Source organism: Metabacillus mesotrionivorans, assembly GCF_052171315.1.
In the GTDB taxonomy this organism is placed as follows: Bacteria; Bacillota; Bacilli; order Bacillales; family Bacillaceae; genus Bacillus_P.
Genome location: NZ_JBQMFF010000002.1, coordinates 749,345 through 764,293, shown reverse-complemented (window position 1 = coordinate 764,293; position 14,949 = coordinate 749,345). Strand labels below are relative to the sequence as shown.

Annotated in this window: 18 protein-coding genes and 1 riboswitch; of the genes, 16 read left to right on the top strand and 2 right to left on the bottom strand. The window is 44.9% G+C overall.

Annotation, left to right across the window (positions count from 1 at the left end; all coding sequences use genetic code 11):
- The first annotated feature begins 35 nt into the window (after positions 1-35).
- Entirely contained in the window at positions 36-392 is a 357-nt protein-coding gene (locus ACTSEZ_RS08920; protein WP_369733819.1) for a GNAT family N-acetyltransferase, read from the top strand.
- 73 nt (positions 393-465) lie between these two features.
- On the opposite strand, the gene ACTSEZ_RS08915 is transcribed toward ACTSEZ_RS08920, so the two are convergent.
- Both ACTSEZ_RS08915 and ACTSEZ_RS08910 read right to left on the bottom strand, forming a co-directional pair.
- Complete coding sequence (locus tag ACTSEZ_RS08915) at positions 466-987, bottom strand: DUF309 domain-containing protein (RefSeq protein WP_369734089.1); 522 nt, start codon at positions 985-987, stop codon at positions 466-468.
- A gap of 133 nt (positions 988-1,120) precedes the next feature.
- On the bottom strand, positions 1,121-1,216 hold the full coding sequence (locus ACTSEZ_RS08910) for a YjcZ family sporulation protein (RefSeq protein WP_081414149.1): 96 nt from the start codon (positions 1,214-1,216) through the stop codon (positions 1,121-1,123).
- A 198-nt stretch (positions 1,217-1,414) separates the two neighbouring features.
- Here ACTSEZ_RS08910 and ACTSEZ_RS08905 point away from each other — a divergent pair, with 198 nt between their 5' ends.
- The 15 genes from ACTSEZ_RS08905 (at position 1,415) to ACTSEZ_RS08835 (ending at position 14,907) form a co-directional block, all read left to right on the top strand.
- Positions 1,415-2,164: a segregation/condensation protein A gene (locus ACTSEZ_RS08905; RefSeq protein WP_369733817.1), complete on the top strand. Its 750-nt coding sequence runs from the start codon at positions 1,415-1,417 to the stop codon at positions 2,162-2,164.
- A 4-nt stretch (positions 2,165-2,168) separates the two neighbouring features.
- The gene (scpB, locus tag ACTSEZ_RS08900; RefSeq protein WP_277987827.1) at positions 2,169-2,753 is read left to right on the top strand and encodes an SMC-Scp complex subunit ScpB; all 585 of its coding nucleotides are present in this window, start codon (positions 2,169-2,171) and stop codon (positions 2,751-2,753) included.
- A gap of 99 nt (positions 2,754-2,852) precedes the next feature.
- The gene (locus ACTSEZ_RS08895) at positions 2,853-3,260 is read left to right on the top strand and encodes a hypothetical protein (protein ID WP_369733816.1); all 408 of its coding nucleotides are present in this window, start codon (positions 2,853-2,855) and stop codon (positions 3,258-3,260) included.
- Positions 3,261-3,284: 24 nt separating this feature from the next.
- Positions 3,285-3,776: a DUF3907 family protein gene (locus tag ACTSEZ_RS08890; RefSeq protein ID WP_369733815.1), complete on the top strand. Its 492-nt coding sequence runs from the start codon at positions 3,285-3,287 to the stop codon at positions 3,774-3,776.
- Between the two features lie 379 nt (positions 3,777-4,155).
- Positions 4,156-5,307 (top strand): D-alanyl-D-alanine carboxypeptidase family protein, encoded by a 1,152-nt coding sequence (locus ACTSEZ_RS08885; protein WP_369733814.1) that lies wholly within the window; start codon positions 4,156-4,158, stop codon positions 5,305-5,307.
- Positions 5,300-5,893, top strand: a complete 594-nt coding sequence (locus ACTSEZ_RS08880) for a nucleoside recognition domain-containing protein (protein ID WP_320155939.1) — start codon at positions 5,300-5,302, stop codon at positions 5,891-5,893. The genes ACTSEZ_RS08885 and ACTSEZ_RS08880 overlap by 8 nt, the downstream gene beginning before the upstream one ends.
- 2 nt (positions 5,894-5,895) lie before the next feature.
- Positions 5,896-6,423: a spore maturation protein gene (locus ACTSEZ_RS08875; protein ID WP_369733813.1), complete on the top strand. Its 528-nt coding sequence runs from the start codon at positions 5,896-5,898 to the stop codon at positions 6,421-6,423.
- A 173-nt stretch (positions 6,424-6,596) separates the two neighbouring features.
- Positions 6,597-7,322, top strand: a complete 726-nt coding sequence (gene rluB / locus ACTSEZ_RS08870; RefSeq protein WP_369733812.1) for a 23S rRNA pseudouridine(2605) synthase RluB — start codon at positions 6,597-6,599, stop codon at positions 7,320-7,322.
- Positions 7,323-7,422: 100 nt separating this feature from the next.
- A complete protein-coding gene (gene resA / locus ACTSEZ_RS08865) occupies positions 7,423-7,947 on the top strand; it encodes a thiol-disulfide oxidoreductase ResA (RefSeq protein WP_369733811.1) in 525 nt (174 codons plus the stop codon).
- Positions 7,948-7,963: 16 nt separating this feature from the next.
- Positions 7,964-9,589: a cytochrome c biogenesis protein ResB gene (gene resB, locus ACTSEZ_RS08860; protein ID WP_369733810.1), complete on the top strand. Its 1,626-nt coding sequence runs from the start codon at positions 7,964-7,966 to the stop codon at positions 9,587-9,589.
- Positions 9,590-9,609: 20 nt separating this feature from the next.
- Positions 9,610-10,785: a c-type cytochrome biogenesis protein CcsB gene (gene ccsB / locus ACTSEZ_RS08855; RefSeq protein ID WP_369733809.1), complete on the top strand. Its 1,176-nt coding sequence runs from the start codon at positions 9,610-9,612 to the stop codon at positions 10,783-10,785.
- Positions 10,786-11,021: 236 nt separating this feature from the next.
- Positions 11,022-11,744 carry a response regulator transcription factor gene (locus ACTSEZ_RS08850; protein WP_029566080.1) on the top strand — a complete coding sequence of 241 codons (723 nt, stop codon included), beginning with the start codon at positions 11,022-11,024 and terminating at the stop codon, positions 11,742-11,744.
- Entirely contained in the window at positions 11,741-13,546 is a 1,806-nt protein-coding gene (locus tag ACTSEZ_RS08845; protein ID WP_369733808.1) for an ATP-binding protein, read from the top strand. The genes ACTSEZ_RS08850 and ACTSEZ_RS08845 overlap by 4 nt, the downstream gene beginning before the upstream one ends.
- Positions 13,547-13,623: 77 nt before the next feature.
- Positions 13,624-13,815: riboswitch (cobalamin riboswitch) on the top strand.
- A 150-nt stretch (positions 13,816-13,965) separates the two neighbouring features.
- Positions 13,966-14,379, top strand: coding sequence for a DUF4430 domain-containing protein (locus ACTSEZ_RS08840; RefSeq protein ID WP_369733807.1), 414 nt, complete (start codon positions 13,966-13,968; stop codon positions 14,377-14,379).
- A 12-nt stretch (positions 14,380-14,391) separates the two neighbouring features.
- A complete protein-coding gene (locus ACTSEZ_RS08835) occupies positions 14,392-14,907 on the top strand; it encodes an ECF transporter S component (protein WP_369733806.1) in 516 nt (171 codons plus the stop codon).
- Positions 14,908-14,949 lie beyond the last annotated feature (42 nt).

Here is a 14,949-nt window from a genome sequence, read left to right as displayed (position 1 = left end):
TAATCGGAAGGTTATTTCGTTAATGAGGGGTTCATATGTTAATTCGCTATAAGAAAAGCTTTGAAAAAATTGCCATGGGTCTTTTGTCTTTTATGCCAAATGAAAAAGATTTAAAGCATTTGCAGCAGACAATGAAACAGTATGAAACAGATGAGTTCTGGCAGCTGTTTCTTTGGAAAGAAGACGATGATATCATCGGCACAATCGGAGTCGTGCATGAGGACGATGACCGCGTGAAGATTCAGCATGTAAGTGTGAACCCTTCTCACCGTCATCAGGGAATCGGCAGAAAAATGGTGGCGGCATTAAAAGAACAGTACAAAACAAAAACAGTGGTTCCGGATGAACGGACAAAAGCTTTTTTCGAAAAGTGCACGGAACCGGACTGCTAGCAGCAGACTTTCAGGACGTTGGGCAGGGACAGTATAAATACCTGCTTTCAAAAAAACAGATGAAGCATATGCTTCATCTGTTTTTTTTCTTTTGCAGAAGACTTCTGTTCCGTTCTGCAATAACATCCGATCTGTCCCTCGTGGAATGTCTGTGAACGAGGGAGGCATCCGCAAGATTGCTTGGGTTTCCCCACGTCATGCCGTTTTCTTTACAGTGTGACTTGGCCTGCTTCAGAAGCTCTTCATCAAAAACCGGAAGACTGATGCTTTCATATGGCCGCTTTTGTTCGATCGCGAGAGATGTTTTTCTCATCAGCTCAAGAAGAGATTCGGGGTGCAGACCGAGTGAAGCAACCGCATCTTTCTCCTGCGAACAAATGGAAATGGCATTTTTAATCATCCGCTCTGCCCCGTTCCAGTTTTCCCTTCTGTAATGATAAAGCCCGACTGCAAGCTGAATGAGTCCGACCCAGTATGCCTTGCGCTTTCCGGGAGGATCTTCCTTCCAGTGTTCTTCAAGCACTTCATGGCATTCAAAATAGTCGCGGTCTCCGTGGAAGTGAACTAAATAATCTAAATAGGCTTCAGGATACAGATAACATCACCCTCACATCAGAAAATATGTATCTTCAGTTTAGCATAAAGGGGCATCTTCTATGAAGAAATGAAACACAAAAGGTGCTCATAAGCCTGAGCACCAAAATGTTGCGGTCTTTAATAGGCGCTGATTAGTACAGCCAAGCAGCTCCAACGATAATTAACAAAATGAACAATACAACGATCAGCGCAAATCCAGAACCGTAGCCAAAACCTTTATCTCCCATTACTAATTCCTCCTTAAGAACTTTCGAATTTACATTGGTATCTTATGCAGGGCGCTTTGATGTGTATGGGCGAATATCCCGGTTCTGGACTTTTTTCTCATTGTTCTATGAATCACCTAAAATAGTAATGGAGATTGATCATATTATGTTCTATACTAAAGGGTAGTCTGCTTAAGCGGTACAGAATGAAGTGGTGGGATGAACGTGCAGTACAAAGTGAAAATCGATGCATTTGAAGGGCCGCTGGATCTTCTCCTGCATTTAATCAATACACTTGAGATTGATATTTATGATATACCGGTTGCTGAAATAACCGAGCAGTATATGCTCTATATACATACAATGAAAGAACTTCAGCTTGATGTGGCATCTGAGTATCTGGTAATGGCAGCATCGCTTTTGTCCATTAAAAGCGGAATGCTTCTTCCAAAACATGAAGAAGAGCTTGAAGAGGATGACTTTGGGTTTGAACCTGAAGAAGATCCGCGCGATGAGCTGATGAGAAGACTGATCGAATACCGCAAATACAAAGAAGCTGCAGATGATTTAAGACACATGGAAGAAGAACGATCGAAGGTTTTTACAAAGCCTCCCAGTGACCTTAGTGCATATGCCGCAGAGCCTGCTGGAGGATCAGATCCGGTGAATGTCACCATTTATGATATGCTTGGGGCTTTTCAGAAGATGATGCGCAGAAAAAAACTGCAAAAGCCGCTGCAGACGAAAATTGCCAGACAGGAAATACCGATTGAGAAGCGGATGGATGAGATACTTGATGAATTCAGGCGAAATCCCCGCAGACGCAAATTTACCGAGCTGTTCCCCTCAGACCAGAAGGATCATCTAGTGGTAACCTTTCTAGCCATCTTGGAATTGATGAAAAACAACAGCATCATGATCGAACAGGAAGAAAATTTTTCAGATATTTATATTCTGGGGAGGGTTTAAAGCCTTGGAGAAATGGAAATCCATTATGGAAGCCCTGCTGTTTGCCGCAGGTGATGAGGGGCTTTCAAAGAAACAGCTCACAGCCGTGCTTGAGATTGAAGAAGAGGTTGTAGCAGAAGCAATAGAAGAACTTCAAAAAGAGTATAAGAAAAAGCAGCGGGGCATTGAATTGATTGAAGTCGCAGGTGTTTATCAGCTGACAACGAAGAAAAAGCATGCCGCTTATTTAAAGAAACTGGTTGAAACACCAAACCACAGCTCCCTGTCACAGGCAGCCCTTGAAATTCTTGCAATAGTAGCCTACAGACAGCCGATTACAAGAGCTGAAATTGAAGAGATAAGAGGAGTCAAGTCCGAGCGGCCTCTTCAGACACTCACAGCCAAGGTTCTTGTGAAAGAAGTCGGTCGGGCGGAAGGAACAGGACGGGCCATTCTCTATGGAACGACCAAGGAATTTCTCGAGCATTTCGGCCTGAAGAACATTAAGGAGCTTCCTCCACTTCCTGAAAAAGAAGACGACGAGGCGTTCGGAGAAGAAGCAGATCTCTTTTTTGAAAATTTCAATCAGACATTTGAAGAAATCAAATAATTTACACAATTGAAGCAGAACCTGTGGTAAAATAGGGTACAACGGAACAAAGGACACTCTTTGTTCCTTTTTTTGAATCTAAATCAGGAGGGCAATCAGGTGTACATAACCATGTGCAGAGGCTATGAGTTAGAAAAAGAGATGCCGAATACATCCGAGGATTTTTTTAACCGCTCTGAAATCACGATTGTCACAGGTAAAACCGAAAAAACGTTTCACGTCCTGTATGTCAGGTACTTTGAAGAGGTGTTTGCCGGTCAAAACCCTGCCCTTTTCAAAGATGCGGCAATAAAGGATGTATTGGCGTTAATTTGCATTATTCAAAATGAATCGCTCTTAAAGCGGAAACGATTTTATGTAAATGAGCAGGATGTTTTCCTCAAGTACTTGGATGGAATCAATCTTCAGCAGGCCCTGGAGATTCCTGCTCACATTAGAGAGCACGGCAGGATCAGTCTTTTGGATGCTGCTGAAAAAGTAAAAATGACTGTACATAAAGAAATGTAAACAAACGGAAGGGAAGTGTCTCAAGTGGGAAATGCCATTGTGAAAGCACAAACTGAACAAGTAGAACGTTTTTTGGGGAATGTCGTCAATGAGTTGAATACGTTTTTAAACCATGCGACAATCTCATCCTTTTTAAACGAGGAAGCGGGAGGAGAAGAGGAGTATTATGAAGATCTTTTCCGCAACCTGAGAAGGCTGTCCGTTTACTGCGAGGAAGGGCTTGAAGCGTGCAGAATCGTGCTTCAGAATGAGCCTTTCAGAAAGCCTGCAGCCGAAAAGGCGCTTTATAAAATTTATCATCAGTGCATTGAAGAGTTTTATAATCCGAAAAATGATGTGTGGTATGAAGACAGCAGGTCAGCCTATACAGGCAAAAACGCCATCAAATACCGCCATGCTGCACCGGCAACCCTTCAAACGATGATAGCTTCACTCGAAAGCGGCTTTCAGGAAATCCGCGAAGAGCTTGAGTACTACGAAACCGATTACCGTACAAAAATGATTCAATCCAAATGAACGAAGTGAGCAGCTGTCCAGTGGGCAGCTGTTTTTTTGTTTTTTCGGTATGGCATGAGGTGCGGGCACTTTAATCGTACCCACGGAAACCGAGAAACGATCTGGGAGGGTAAGCAAATGCGCGAATCGTACCCACGGAAACCGAGAAACGATTTGGGAGGGTAAGCAAGCGGCCGAATCGTACCATCGGAAACTGAGAAACGATCTAGGAGGGTAAGCAACCACACGACTCGTACCCTCCCAAGCTGTAATTCGATTTCAGAGGACAAGCATCAAACTCAGTATCACAACACTTTTCATCCAAAAGAAGAAATTATTCCTTCATAACCTTTGTCCACCCGCATAAACTTGTACAAAACGATCAAAGGACGTGGGGGCTGTGCGGCAATGGAAACAGATCGCAGTGACCGCACTTGTTTGCCTTTTGCTTATTTCGGGTCTGCCGCATAAGGCTGATGCGATGGGCGTCAGTGCAAGAAGTGCTGTACTGCTTGAACAGGAATCAGGAAGAATCCTTTTTGAAAAAGATGCCCATACAAAACGGAGAATTGCGAGCATTACTAAAATTATGACGGCCATTCTTGCGATTGAATCCGGGAAGATGGATGAAAAGGCAACGGTCAGCAATCGCGCGATACATACTGAAGGGTCGGCGGTCTACCTTCAGGAGGGTGAGAAGATTAAGCTTGAGGACCTTGTGTACGGCCTGATGCTCCGTTCCGGAAACGACGCTGCGGTTGCAATTGCAGAACATGTTGGCGGAAGTGTTGAAGGGTTTGTCCATATGATGAACCAGAAGGCAGCGGAAATCGGCATGATGAATACGGAGTTTGCGAATCCGCACGGTCTGGATGATCATGAAAATCATTATTCAACTGCCTATGATATGGCGATCCTGACAAGGTATGCCATGGAAAACCCGATGTATCAGAAAATATCAGGCACTAAGGTGCACCGTGCCCCTAATCCGAATGAGCAGTGGGACCGGGTGTGGAGAAATAAAAATAAACTGCTGACAAGTCTTTATGAGTACAGCACCGGCGGGAAAACGGGGTATACGAAACGGGCGAAGCGAACGCTTGTGTCAACTGCTTCTAAAGAGGGCATGAACCTTGTGGCTGTTACGATTGATGCTTCTGATGACTGGAATGATCATATTGCCATGTTCAATATGGCATACAGAGATTATGATCTTTTTAAAGTGAAAGAGTCGGGAACGCTGAAAGATATTCAGGAGAAAATCTATAAGAACCGGCTGTTCATCAAAAGAGATGTGTACTATCCGCTGAACGATGAGGAGGAGGATGAAATCAGAATCGACATCACGCTCATCAAACCGGATAAAAAATGGGATAAGCCGGAAGATGTGCCGAATGTCGTCGGGAAAATGTCCGTTATTGTAGAAGATGAACGTGTCGATGAGGTGCCCATTTACTATGATAATGGCCTGACCAACAAACCGAATGCCCCTCTTTGGGAAAAATTCCGGAAGCTATTCTTTATCGGAGCGGGCTACAGCGGACATGATTAACATCATATGGGTGGGGCTGACTGTCATCGGAATTGTGTTTGCCATGGTGAACGGAACGATGGAAGAAGTGAACGCTGCGGTATTTAAAGGGGCAAAAGATGCTGTTACCATCAGCATCGGCTTGATCAGTGTGCTTGTGTTCTGGCTTGGTCTGATGAAGGTGGCGGAAAAAGCAGGACTCCTTGAAAAATTGAGCAATTTGTTTAAGCCGCTTGTTAAAAGACTCTTTCCGGAGATCCCTCCTGAACACCCGGCAATGGGCTACATTCTGTCAAACATGATGGCGAACCTGTTCGGACTCGGCAATGCAGCCACACCTCTTGGCATTAAAGCGATGGAGCAGATGAAAAAGCTGAATGGGAATAAACCGGATGCAAGCAGGTCAATGATTACATTTCTCGCGCTGAACACATCAAGCATTACGCTGATTCCAACGACAGTCATTGCGGTGAGGATGACATACGGGTCAAAGTCACCCACTGATATTGTTGGGCCGACACTGCTTGCAACCATCATTTCCGCCATTGGCGCCATTCTGATAGACCGCTATTTCTACCATAGAAGAATGCGGAAGGAGAGGAGATAGGAATGGGGCTTGTCAGCATCATATCTCTTTGGATGATTCCCCTGATGATCGGGTTCATTCTTGTTTACGGCACGTTTAAGAAAGTGCCGACCTATGAAACGTTTGTTGAAGGCGGCAAGGAAGGAATTGAAATTGCCTTTTCCATTATTCCTTATTTAGTGGGAATGCTCGTAGCCATCACCATTTTTCGTGCATCTGGTGCGCTTGAATTTTTCGTCGGGATGATGAAACCCGCACTGGATGCAATCGGTGTGCCGAGTGAAATTGTACCGCTGGCTTTTATCCGGCCGATATCAGGGACTGCCGCTCTTGGAATGACGACAGATTTGATTGCAGCCTACGGACCGGATTCTTTTATCGGAAGGCTCTCTGCCGTCATGCAGGGAAGCACGGATACAACGCTCTACATCCTGACGGTTTACTTCGGCGCGGTCGGTGTGAAAAAAATGGGGGATGCGCTGAAAGTGGGGCTCCTAGCAGACTTGCTGGGGATTGCGGCTGCTATCTTTATTGTGATGCTTGCTTTTTAATGCATAGAATTCAAGTCTTCCTCATCCGGAAGGCTTTTTTATATGCCTGTTTCGGCAGTTATGAAGATTTTTGAGCAGGCGCATCATTTTTGTGAGATAATAAGGCTTCGTGCATGCCACGAGAACTTGTCTAATCAAATTTTTAGCAGTAAGATGTTAACGAGGTGAAAAGAATGGAACGTTTGCAAAAAGTGATAGCTCACGCAGGCCTTGCATCAAGAAGGAAAGCGGAAGAGCTTATATTAGAAGGAAAAGTTACAGTGAATGGCAAAACCGTCCGGGAGCTTGGGATAAAAGTATCCGGAAATGACCGTGTTGAGGTTGCCGGAGTTCCTGTTGAAAAAGAAGAACCTGTGTATTTTATTCTTTACAAACCGCGCGGAGTGGTCTCGACTGCTTCTGACGATAAAGGAAGAAAAACGGTGACAGATTTCTTCCAGCATATTAAAGAGCGAATCTATCCCGTTGGAAGGCTTGATTATGATACTTCCGGCCTTGTCATCATGACTAATGACGGCGAATTTGCCAATTTGATGATGCACCCTAAGAGCGAAGTTGAAAAAACCTATGTGGCAAAAATCAAAGGCATTCCTCCGCGTGAAACGCTGAGATCGCTTGAAAAAGGAATCATGCTTGAAGACGGGAAAACGGCTCCTGCAAAGGTGAAGTTTGTATCTCTTGATAAAAAGAAGCAGACAAGCATTGTGGAACTGACCATCCATGAAGGCAGAAACAGACAGGTGCGCCGCATGTTTGAAGCGATCGGACACCCTGTTCTAAAGCTTAAGCGCGAAACATACGGCTTCCTTGACCTTAAGGGACTGAAAACAGGCGATGCCCGCGAGCTTTCCCCGCATGAGGTGAAACAGCTCAGATCCCTTGCCAAATTTGGAAAGTAAGCGCCTTAATTTTCACATAAACTTCAAATTATCAGGAAAATGTTCCAAAAAAACAGTGATATAATGAGTTGAAATGTATGAGGATATGGGAGAGTTTTCAATGAAGAAAAAAAGACGTCTGATCATGAGATCCATTATCCTCGCCCTGCTTGCCGGGGCGCTGGGATATACGTTATACACAAATTTTTTCTCAAGCAAAGAAAAGGTGAAGGTTGGCAGCGAGGCGCCTGATTTCGTATTAACAGACCTGAACGGGGACAAGCACCAGCTTTCTGATTACAAAGGAAAAGGTGTTTTTCTGAATTTCTGGGGAACATGGTGCGAGCCGTGCAAACGCGAGATGCCCTATATGCAGAACCAGTATGATTATTATTCAGACAAGGGCGTTGAAATTCTTGCCGTGAACATCGCAGAGTCAGACGTTGCCGTGCAGAGCTTTATGGAAACATATGATTTATCTTTTCCCGTGGTTCTTGATAAAGACTCACAGGTGCTTGAGGCATATGGAGTTGTCCCGCTTCCGACTACATTTCTCATTGACAAAAATGGAGTAGTGAAAGAAATTATCACTGGCCAGATGAATGAGCGGATGGTCAGGGATTATATGGAATCAATCAAGCCGTAAACGGGGAGTTTTCATCATGAATGAAGTGAAATGCTTATGCGGCCACAGCAATCCGCATGGAACGGTTCTCTGCGAATCCTGCGGCCGTCCTATTCAGGAAAAGGAGAACGGAAGCAAGCTGCTTGATATGAAGTATGACGGCAGTGCAAGACGGTCCCAGACCTATAAAAGAACCCCGGTCGATAAGATCTGGAATTTCTTTTCTTCCGTAAAAGTCGGGATTTGGATTATCGTCCTGATTTTAATAGCGTCAGCGATCGGCACCATTCTTCCTCAAGTGATGTACATACCGCCGAATGTGACGCCTAAAGATTTCTACCGGGAAGAATACGGCGTAATCGGCCAGCTTTATTATCAGCTTGGATTTCATGAACTTTTCAGCTCGTGGTGGTATATCGTCCTTATCGGGGCTCTGGCAGCTTCGCTTGTCATTGCAAGCCTTGACAGATTCGTACCGCTTTACAGGGCGCTGAAAAAGCAGGGCGTCACACGCCATGAAAGTTTCATGAGAAGGCAGCGTCTGTTCAGCGAGACACCGTCTGTCACAGACGCAGATGCGCAGCTGAAAATGGTGAAAGAAAAGCTTGAGAGAAAACGCTATCATGTCAGAGAAGAGAACGGCAGCCTGTTGGCCGAAAAAAACCGTTTTTCAAGATGGGGACCCTATGTCAACCACATCGGTCTAATCATCTTTTTGTTTGGAGCGATGCTCAGGTTTGTGCCGGGCATGTATGTGGATGATGTCTTGTGGATCCGCGAAGGAGAAACAAAGGTCATCCCTGGAACAGACGGCAAGTATTTTCTGAAAAGCGATCAGTTCATTATGGAAACCTACCAGAAAGAAAGCGAAGATGAAGTATTTGAAAACGCGATTACTAGAGTAGGAGACGGCAGTGTAGCCAAAAACTATCAGACAAACGTCACCTTATTTGAACGAAAAGGGGAAGCGCTCGTTGGCGCAGAACCTGAGCTTGAGAAAATAAAGGATGAGCAGATTAAAGTGAATCAGCCGTTAAAGCATGATTCGTATGCTCTTTATCAAGTTGACTTCAAACTGAACGAATTAAACAAGATGAAATTCAGTCTGATAGACAAAGAGACGGAAGAGAGCTTTGGTGAGCTTGCCATAGATCTGCTGGATCCGCAAAAACAGTACGACCTTGGCAATGGCTATAAAGTTGAAGTCGCAAGCTATCTTCCTGATTTTTATTTTAACAGCGAGGGTGAGCCGGCAACGAAGACAAGGATTCCGGATAACCCGGCATTCGTTTTTAAAATGATTTCTCCTGATAAACCTGAAGGCGAAACGAGTTTTGTTGCGATTCAGCAGACGATTGAGCCGAGTGAAGATAATCAGATGAAGATGAAGTTTGAAGGAGTCGAAACAAAAAACCTTTCTGCTCTTACGGTAAGAAAAGACAATACCCTCTGGTTCCTTGGACTTGGCGGAGCCATTTTCATGATCGGTGTCACTCAGGGCATGTACTGGAATCACCGCCGCATTTGGATCAGGCGGAACGGGGATGCCATTCTCCTTGCAGGCCATACCAATAAAAACTGGTACGGCATTAAAAAGGAAATGGAAGCTGTGCTTGAAGGAACAGTGATTGAAAAGCCGGCTGACCAGTCAGATGAGAAATAAAGCGATGAGGAGGAAAAGGTGTGGCGGCTTTAAGCAGTAATTTGCTATTTGCAGCATTCTTTCTATACCTGGCTGCAACCTTTCTTTTTGCAGGAGCAATCCGCGACAAGAGAAAAGAATATAAAAAGCCTACGAAATGGGCGGCTGCAGGCATTGCGGTGACAATCGCCGGGTTTGCAGCACAGACCGGCTATTTTTTTACAAGATGGATGGCTTCCGGGCATGCTCCTGTCAGCAATCTTTTTGAGTTTACAACGTTTTTCGGCATGATGCTTGTTCTGGCATTTATTGTCCTCTATTTTATTTATAAAGTATCGGTTCTTGGATTATTTACACTTCCTGTTGCCTTGCTTCTGATTGCCTATGCAAGCATGTTTCCAACAGACATATCTCCGCTGATTCCGGCTTTGCAGAGCAACTGGCTTCACATCCATGTGACCACTGCGGCTCTTGGACAGGCAATTCTTGCAATCAGTTTTATTGCGGGAGTCATTTATCTCATTCGTACAGTCGATCAGTCCGTGAGATCCAAAAAGACATTCTGGCTTGAAGCGGTCATGTATGCGCTTGTTGCCACAATTGCGTTTATAGCGATTACCAGCACATTCAGATTCATGGATTATGAGGCTGTTTATAAGTGGACGGATAAGAACGAACAGGAAGCAGAAATGGTCTATAACCTTCCTGCTTTAGTTGGTCCCCATAAAGGCGAACTGCTGACAGAAGGAAAAATGGAAGCTGCTGTTGAAGTTCCGGCTCTGATTTCAGCACGAAAACTGAATACAGTGATCTGGTCGCTTGGAACAGGGTTGCTGCTGTACGGTGCGCTGCGCCTGATTTTAAGAAAGCGGATATCCGCCTTTTTGCAGCCGCTGACGAAAAACGTCAACCTGGACCTTGTAGATGAAATTGGCTACCGTTCTGTGACAATCGGTTTTCCGGTCTTCACATTAGGCGCTCTGATTTTCGCCATGATCTGGGCGCAGATTGCATGGACCCGTTTTTGGGGCTGGGATCCAAAAGAGGTCTGGGCCCTGATTACGTGGCTGTTTTATGCGGCATATCTCCATCTGCGGCTTTCAAAAGGCTGGCAGGGAGAAAAATCAGCCTGGCTTGCTGTAATCGGTTTTGCTATTATCATGTTTAACTTGATTTTTGTGAACCTTGTCATTGCCGGATTGCATTCTTACGCTTAAAATACGTTTTTAAAGAGCCTTCACTCCTATAAAGTGAAGGTTTTTTGGTAAAATAGGAAGTAATCATTCTTTTTCTTAATGGCGGGCGGATTTGCCGCTTACGCATTTCAGCGGCCAGCTCCTCTGCCAGAACAAAATTCCCTAAAAAGTCTAAACCCGGACTTTTTATGTGATTTCTTATCTGGCTCCCGGAGCTGAACGCCCGCTTACGCTTTTCTAATAAGGGAGGAACCTCTATGGAAACCAATCCAAACTATAAAATACTTGTTGTAGATGATGAAGACAGAATAAGAAGACTGCTGAAGATGTACCTTGAACGTGAAAACTATCAAATAGAAGAAGCCGACAACGGAAGCGACGCTCTGGAAATGGCTCTTGCAGAAGAATATGATCTGATTCTGCTTGATTTAATGATGCCGGGCATTGACGGCATTGAGGTATGCAGACAGCTGCGCCTGAAAAAAGCGACCCCGATCATCATGCTGACGGCAAAAGGGGAAGAAGTGAATAGAGTTCAGGGCTTTGAGGTCGGAACAGATGACTACATCGTTAAGCCGTTCAGCCCGAGAGAAGTTGTTTTAAGAGTGAAAGCCCTGCTGAGACGCTCTTCAACGACTTCTTTCCTTAAAACAGAAACAAAAGCGAAAAACGTCATTGTTTTCCCGCATCTTTCCATTGACCATGATGCTCACCGGGTGCTTGCTGATGGAAAAGAAGTCAGCTTAACGCCTAAAGAGTATGAGCTGCTTTATTTTCTTGCGAAAACGCCTGACAAAGTGTATGACCGTGAGAAGCTTTTGAAGGAAGTGTGGCAGTATGAGTTTTTCGGAGACTTGAGAACGGTTGATACGCATGTAAAGCGCCTGAGAGAGAAACTCAGCAAAGTTTCACCCGATGCTGCCTCGATGATAGTCACGGTCTGGGGTGTCGGCTACAAGTTTGAGGCAGGCAGTGAATGATGTTCTGGAAAAGCGTAGTCGGTAAACTTTGGTTTACCATTCTGCTTCTTGTATCATTCGTCTTGTTTGTCCTGACTGTTCTGCTGCTCCAGTTTATTGAAAGCTTTCATGTTGATGAAGCCGAAAATGAACTGACGCAGCTGGCCAATAAAGTGTCTGTTATTTTGGAAAATCATGAAGACCAGGAGCTTGCAAGGTCCATTACCTGGGAGCTTGCGGATGAACTGACTAGCATTGTGATAGCCGAGAACGAAAATGAATACTGGTTTTCTCCTAAAAAGTATGAAAACACACCAACCTTCAGCATGGAGGACATCCGCGCTGACAGAGAGCTGTCAAAGGTGTTCCAGGATCAGAAAAATGTAAGCAAGCTCACCCGGCTGCCGGAAGAACAGCAAAAAAACTCCGGAAACAAGGAGGAAGTGCTTGTAGTCGGTGTTCCCTATAAAACAAGTGACGGCAAGGACGGAGCCGTTTTTATGTCACAGTCCCTGCAGGCCGTCCAAAAGACAACCGAGCACACGACAAAATACATTCTTCTTGCGGCAGGTATAGCCATCATTCTGACAACGGTTTTTGCCTTCTTCCTGTCAACCAGAATTACCTATCCGCTGAGAAAAATGAGAGAGGCGACACAAGAGCTGACACGAGGCAATTTTGATACAAAAGTTCCGATTTTGAGCCACGATGAAATCGGGGAGCTCGCTATTGCATTCAATCAGATGGGGAGACAGCTGAAGTTTAACATCAACGCTCTTAATCAGGAGAAAGAGCACTTAACGAGCATTCTGAGCAGTATGGCAGACGGGGTTATCACACTTAATATTGATGGAACCATTCTTGTGACCAATCCCCCTGCGGAACGCTTCCTGCAGTCATGGTACTATGAACAAAAAATGCAGATAAACGAGGGGGAAGAAATTCCTCCTGAAGCGAAAGAATTGTTCCAGCGGGTTGTCAACACAGAAAGAGAGCATATCGTGGAAGTAACCCTTCAGGGAAGAAGCTGGGTGCTTGTCATGAGCCCGCTTTACAATCAGTCTTACGTCCGGGGGGCGGTAGCCGTGCTTCGGGACATGACAGAAGAGCGCCGGCTTGATAAATTGCGCAAAGACTTTATCGCAAACGTCAGCCATGAACTGAGAACGCCGATTGCCATGCTTCAGGGGTATTCTGAAGCGATTGTAGATGATATTGCAAGCTCGGATGAGGAGAAAAAAGAGATTGCCCAGGTTATTTACGATGAATCGCTCAGAATGGGACGGCTTGTCAATGATCTGCTCGATCTTGCCCGGATGGAAGCGGGTCATATCACCCTCAATCTTGAGAGCATTTCCATTAATGAATTTATTGAAAAAATCAACCGCAAGTTCCAGGGACTTGCGAGGGAAAAAGATATTACGCTCACCTCCAGTTTTGCACTCGACGAACCTGAGTTTGTTCTTGATCCGGATAAAATTGAACAGGTTCTGACGAATCTTGTGGATAACGCAATCAGGCATACTCTTGAGGGCGGCACAGTTGAAGTGGGGGTGCAGTCCGTTGCGGGCGGAATAAAGGTTGATGTTAAGGATACAGGCACAGGAATTGTCGAAGAAGATCTGCCGTTTGTTTTTGAACGCTTCTATAAAGCAGATAAGGCGAGGACGAGAGGCCGCTCCGGAACAGGCCTTGGTCTTGCGATTGCCAAGAACATTGTCGATGCCCATTCAGGTTCGATTAATGTGCACAGCAAAGTCAATGAAGGAACCACATTCAGTTTCTATCTGCCTCGAAAAAACGTTTTTCCTGATAGAATGTGACGAATATTCTTGTTTCATACGAAACACCTGTTGATGCCGCTTGTCATTTTAGGTACAATAAAAGCTGGATATAAAAGTGAATACGAAAAGAAACTGGTGCAAACTTTGCTTAATAGGGAATCAGGTGAGATGCCTGAACTGTCCCCGCAACTGTAAGTGCAGACAATACCTGCTTTTAGACCACTGTCAGAATGACTGATTCAGACGGGAAGGTGCAGGCTTGAGGATGAAGCACGAGTCAGTAGACCTGCCGGGTTCTTTCAAACGTTACTATTCTTCGGGGATTTGAGCATAGAAACGGCACAGTTATGGCACCAGTGCCTGCAGTTTCTTCTATGCCGTTTTTAAAAGCCCATCTTCTAACAGATGGGCTTTTTGCTATTCCAATACATACACAACAACAAGAGGAGAGATGGATCATGAACAAATTTTACAGCTTTCTCGCAGTGCTTCTTCTTGCACTGATGAGCGCCTGCGGAAATGCGGCAGAGGAACCTAAAACAGAAGAAGCAAAACCTGCTGCTGAAAGCGAAGAGCAGGCGGAGGAACTGAAAGCCTCTGTCACGCTGACTAAAAATGAAATGGCGGAGAAAGTAGAATCAAAAGAAGTGGTTTTTGAAGAAGGCCAGAGCCTTATGGATGCAATGAAGGCAAACTTTGAAATTGAAGAGTCCGGAGGCTTTATCAACGGAATTGAAGGCATCCAGGCGAGCGAAGCGGACAAAACATACTGGCATTTAGTTGTAAACGGGGAAGATGCTATGACAGGAGCAAATGACATTAAGCTGAAAGACGGCGATAAGATTGAATTTGATCTGCGGAATTATGAATAAGTGTGAGAAACAATGACAACGAGAAGAATCAGTCTTCTCTCTTTGCTTATTGCCTTGTCCGTTGTAGGCAGGCTGACTTTTCAGTTCATTCCGAATGTGCAGCCGATGACAGCCGTAATTCTTATAACCGCGATTCTGCTCGGACCGGTTAATGGAATGATCGTCGCGGTGCTTGGCTGTTTTCTCAGCAATCTGCTGCTTGGCATGGGCATGTGGACAATCTGGCAGATGCTTGCCTGGGGGACCTTGGCTTTAATCTTCGGCCTGCTTGGAAAAGCGGTTAAAAGAAACAGACTTCTCGTTTTTACCCCGGCAGCCGTTCTTGCGGGATATCTTTTTGGATTCATCGTTTCTCTGAATATGTTTGTCCTGACCGAAAATGGACTTGTCTACTATCTTGCAGGAATCCCGTTTGATACGATGCATGCAGCAGGAAACGGCATTTTCTTTCTCGTGCTGTACCCGGTCATGCAAAAAACGTTTCAGTATTATCTCTATAAAAACGATTATGGCGTTACACTTCAATAAAATAATGGCAGAATAAGAGAGAGACTTTCTTTATAGCTTAGG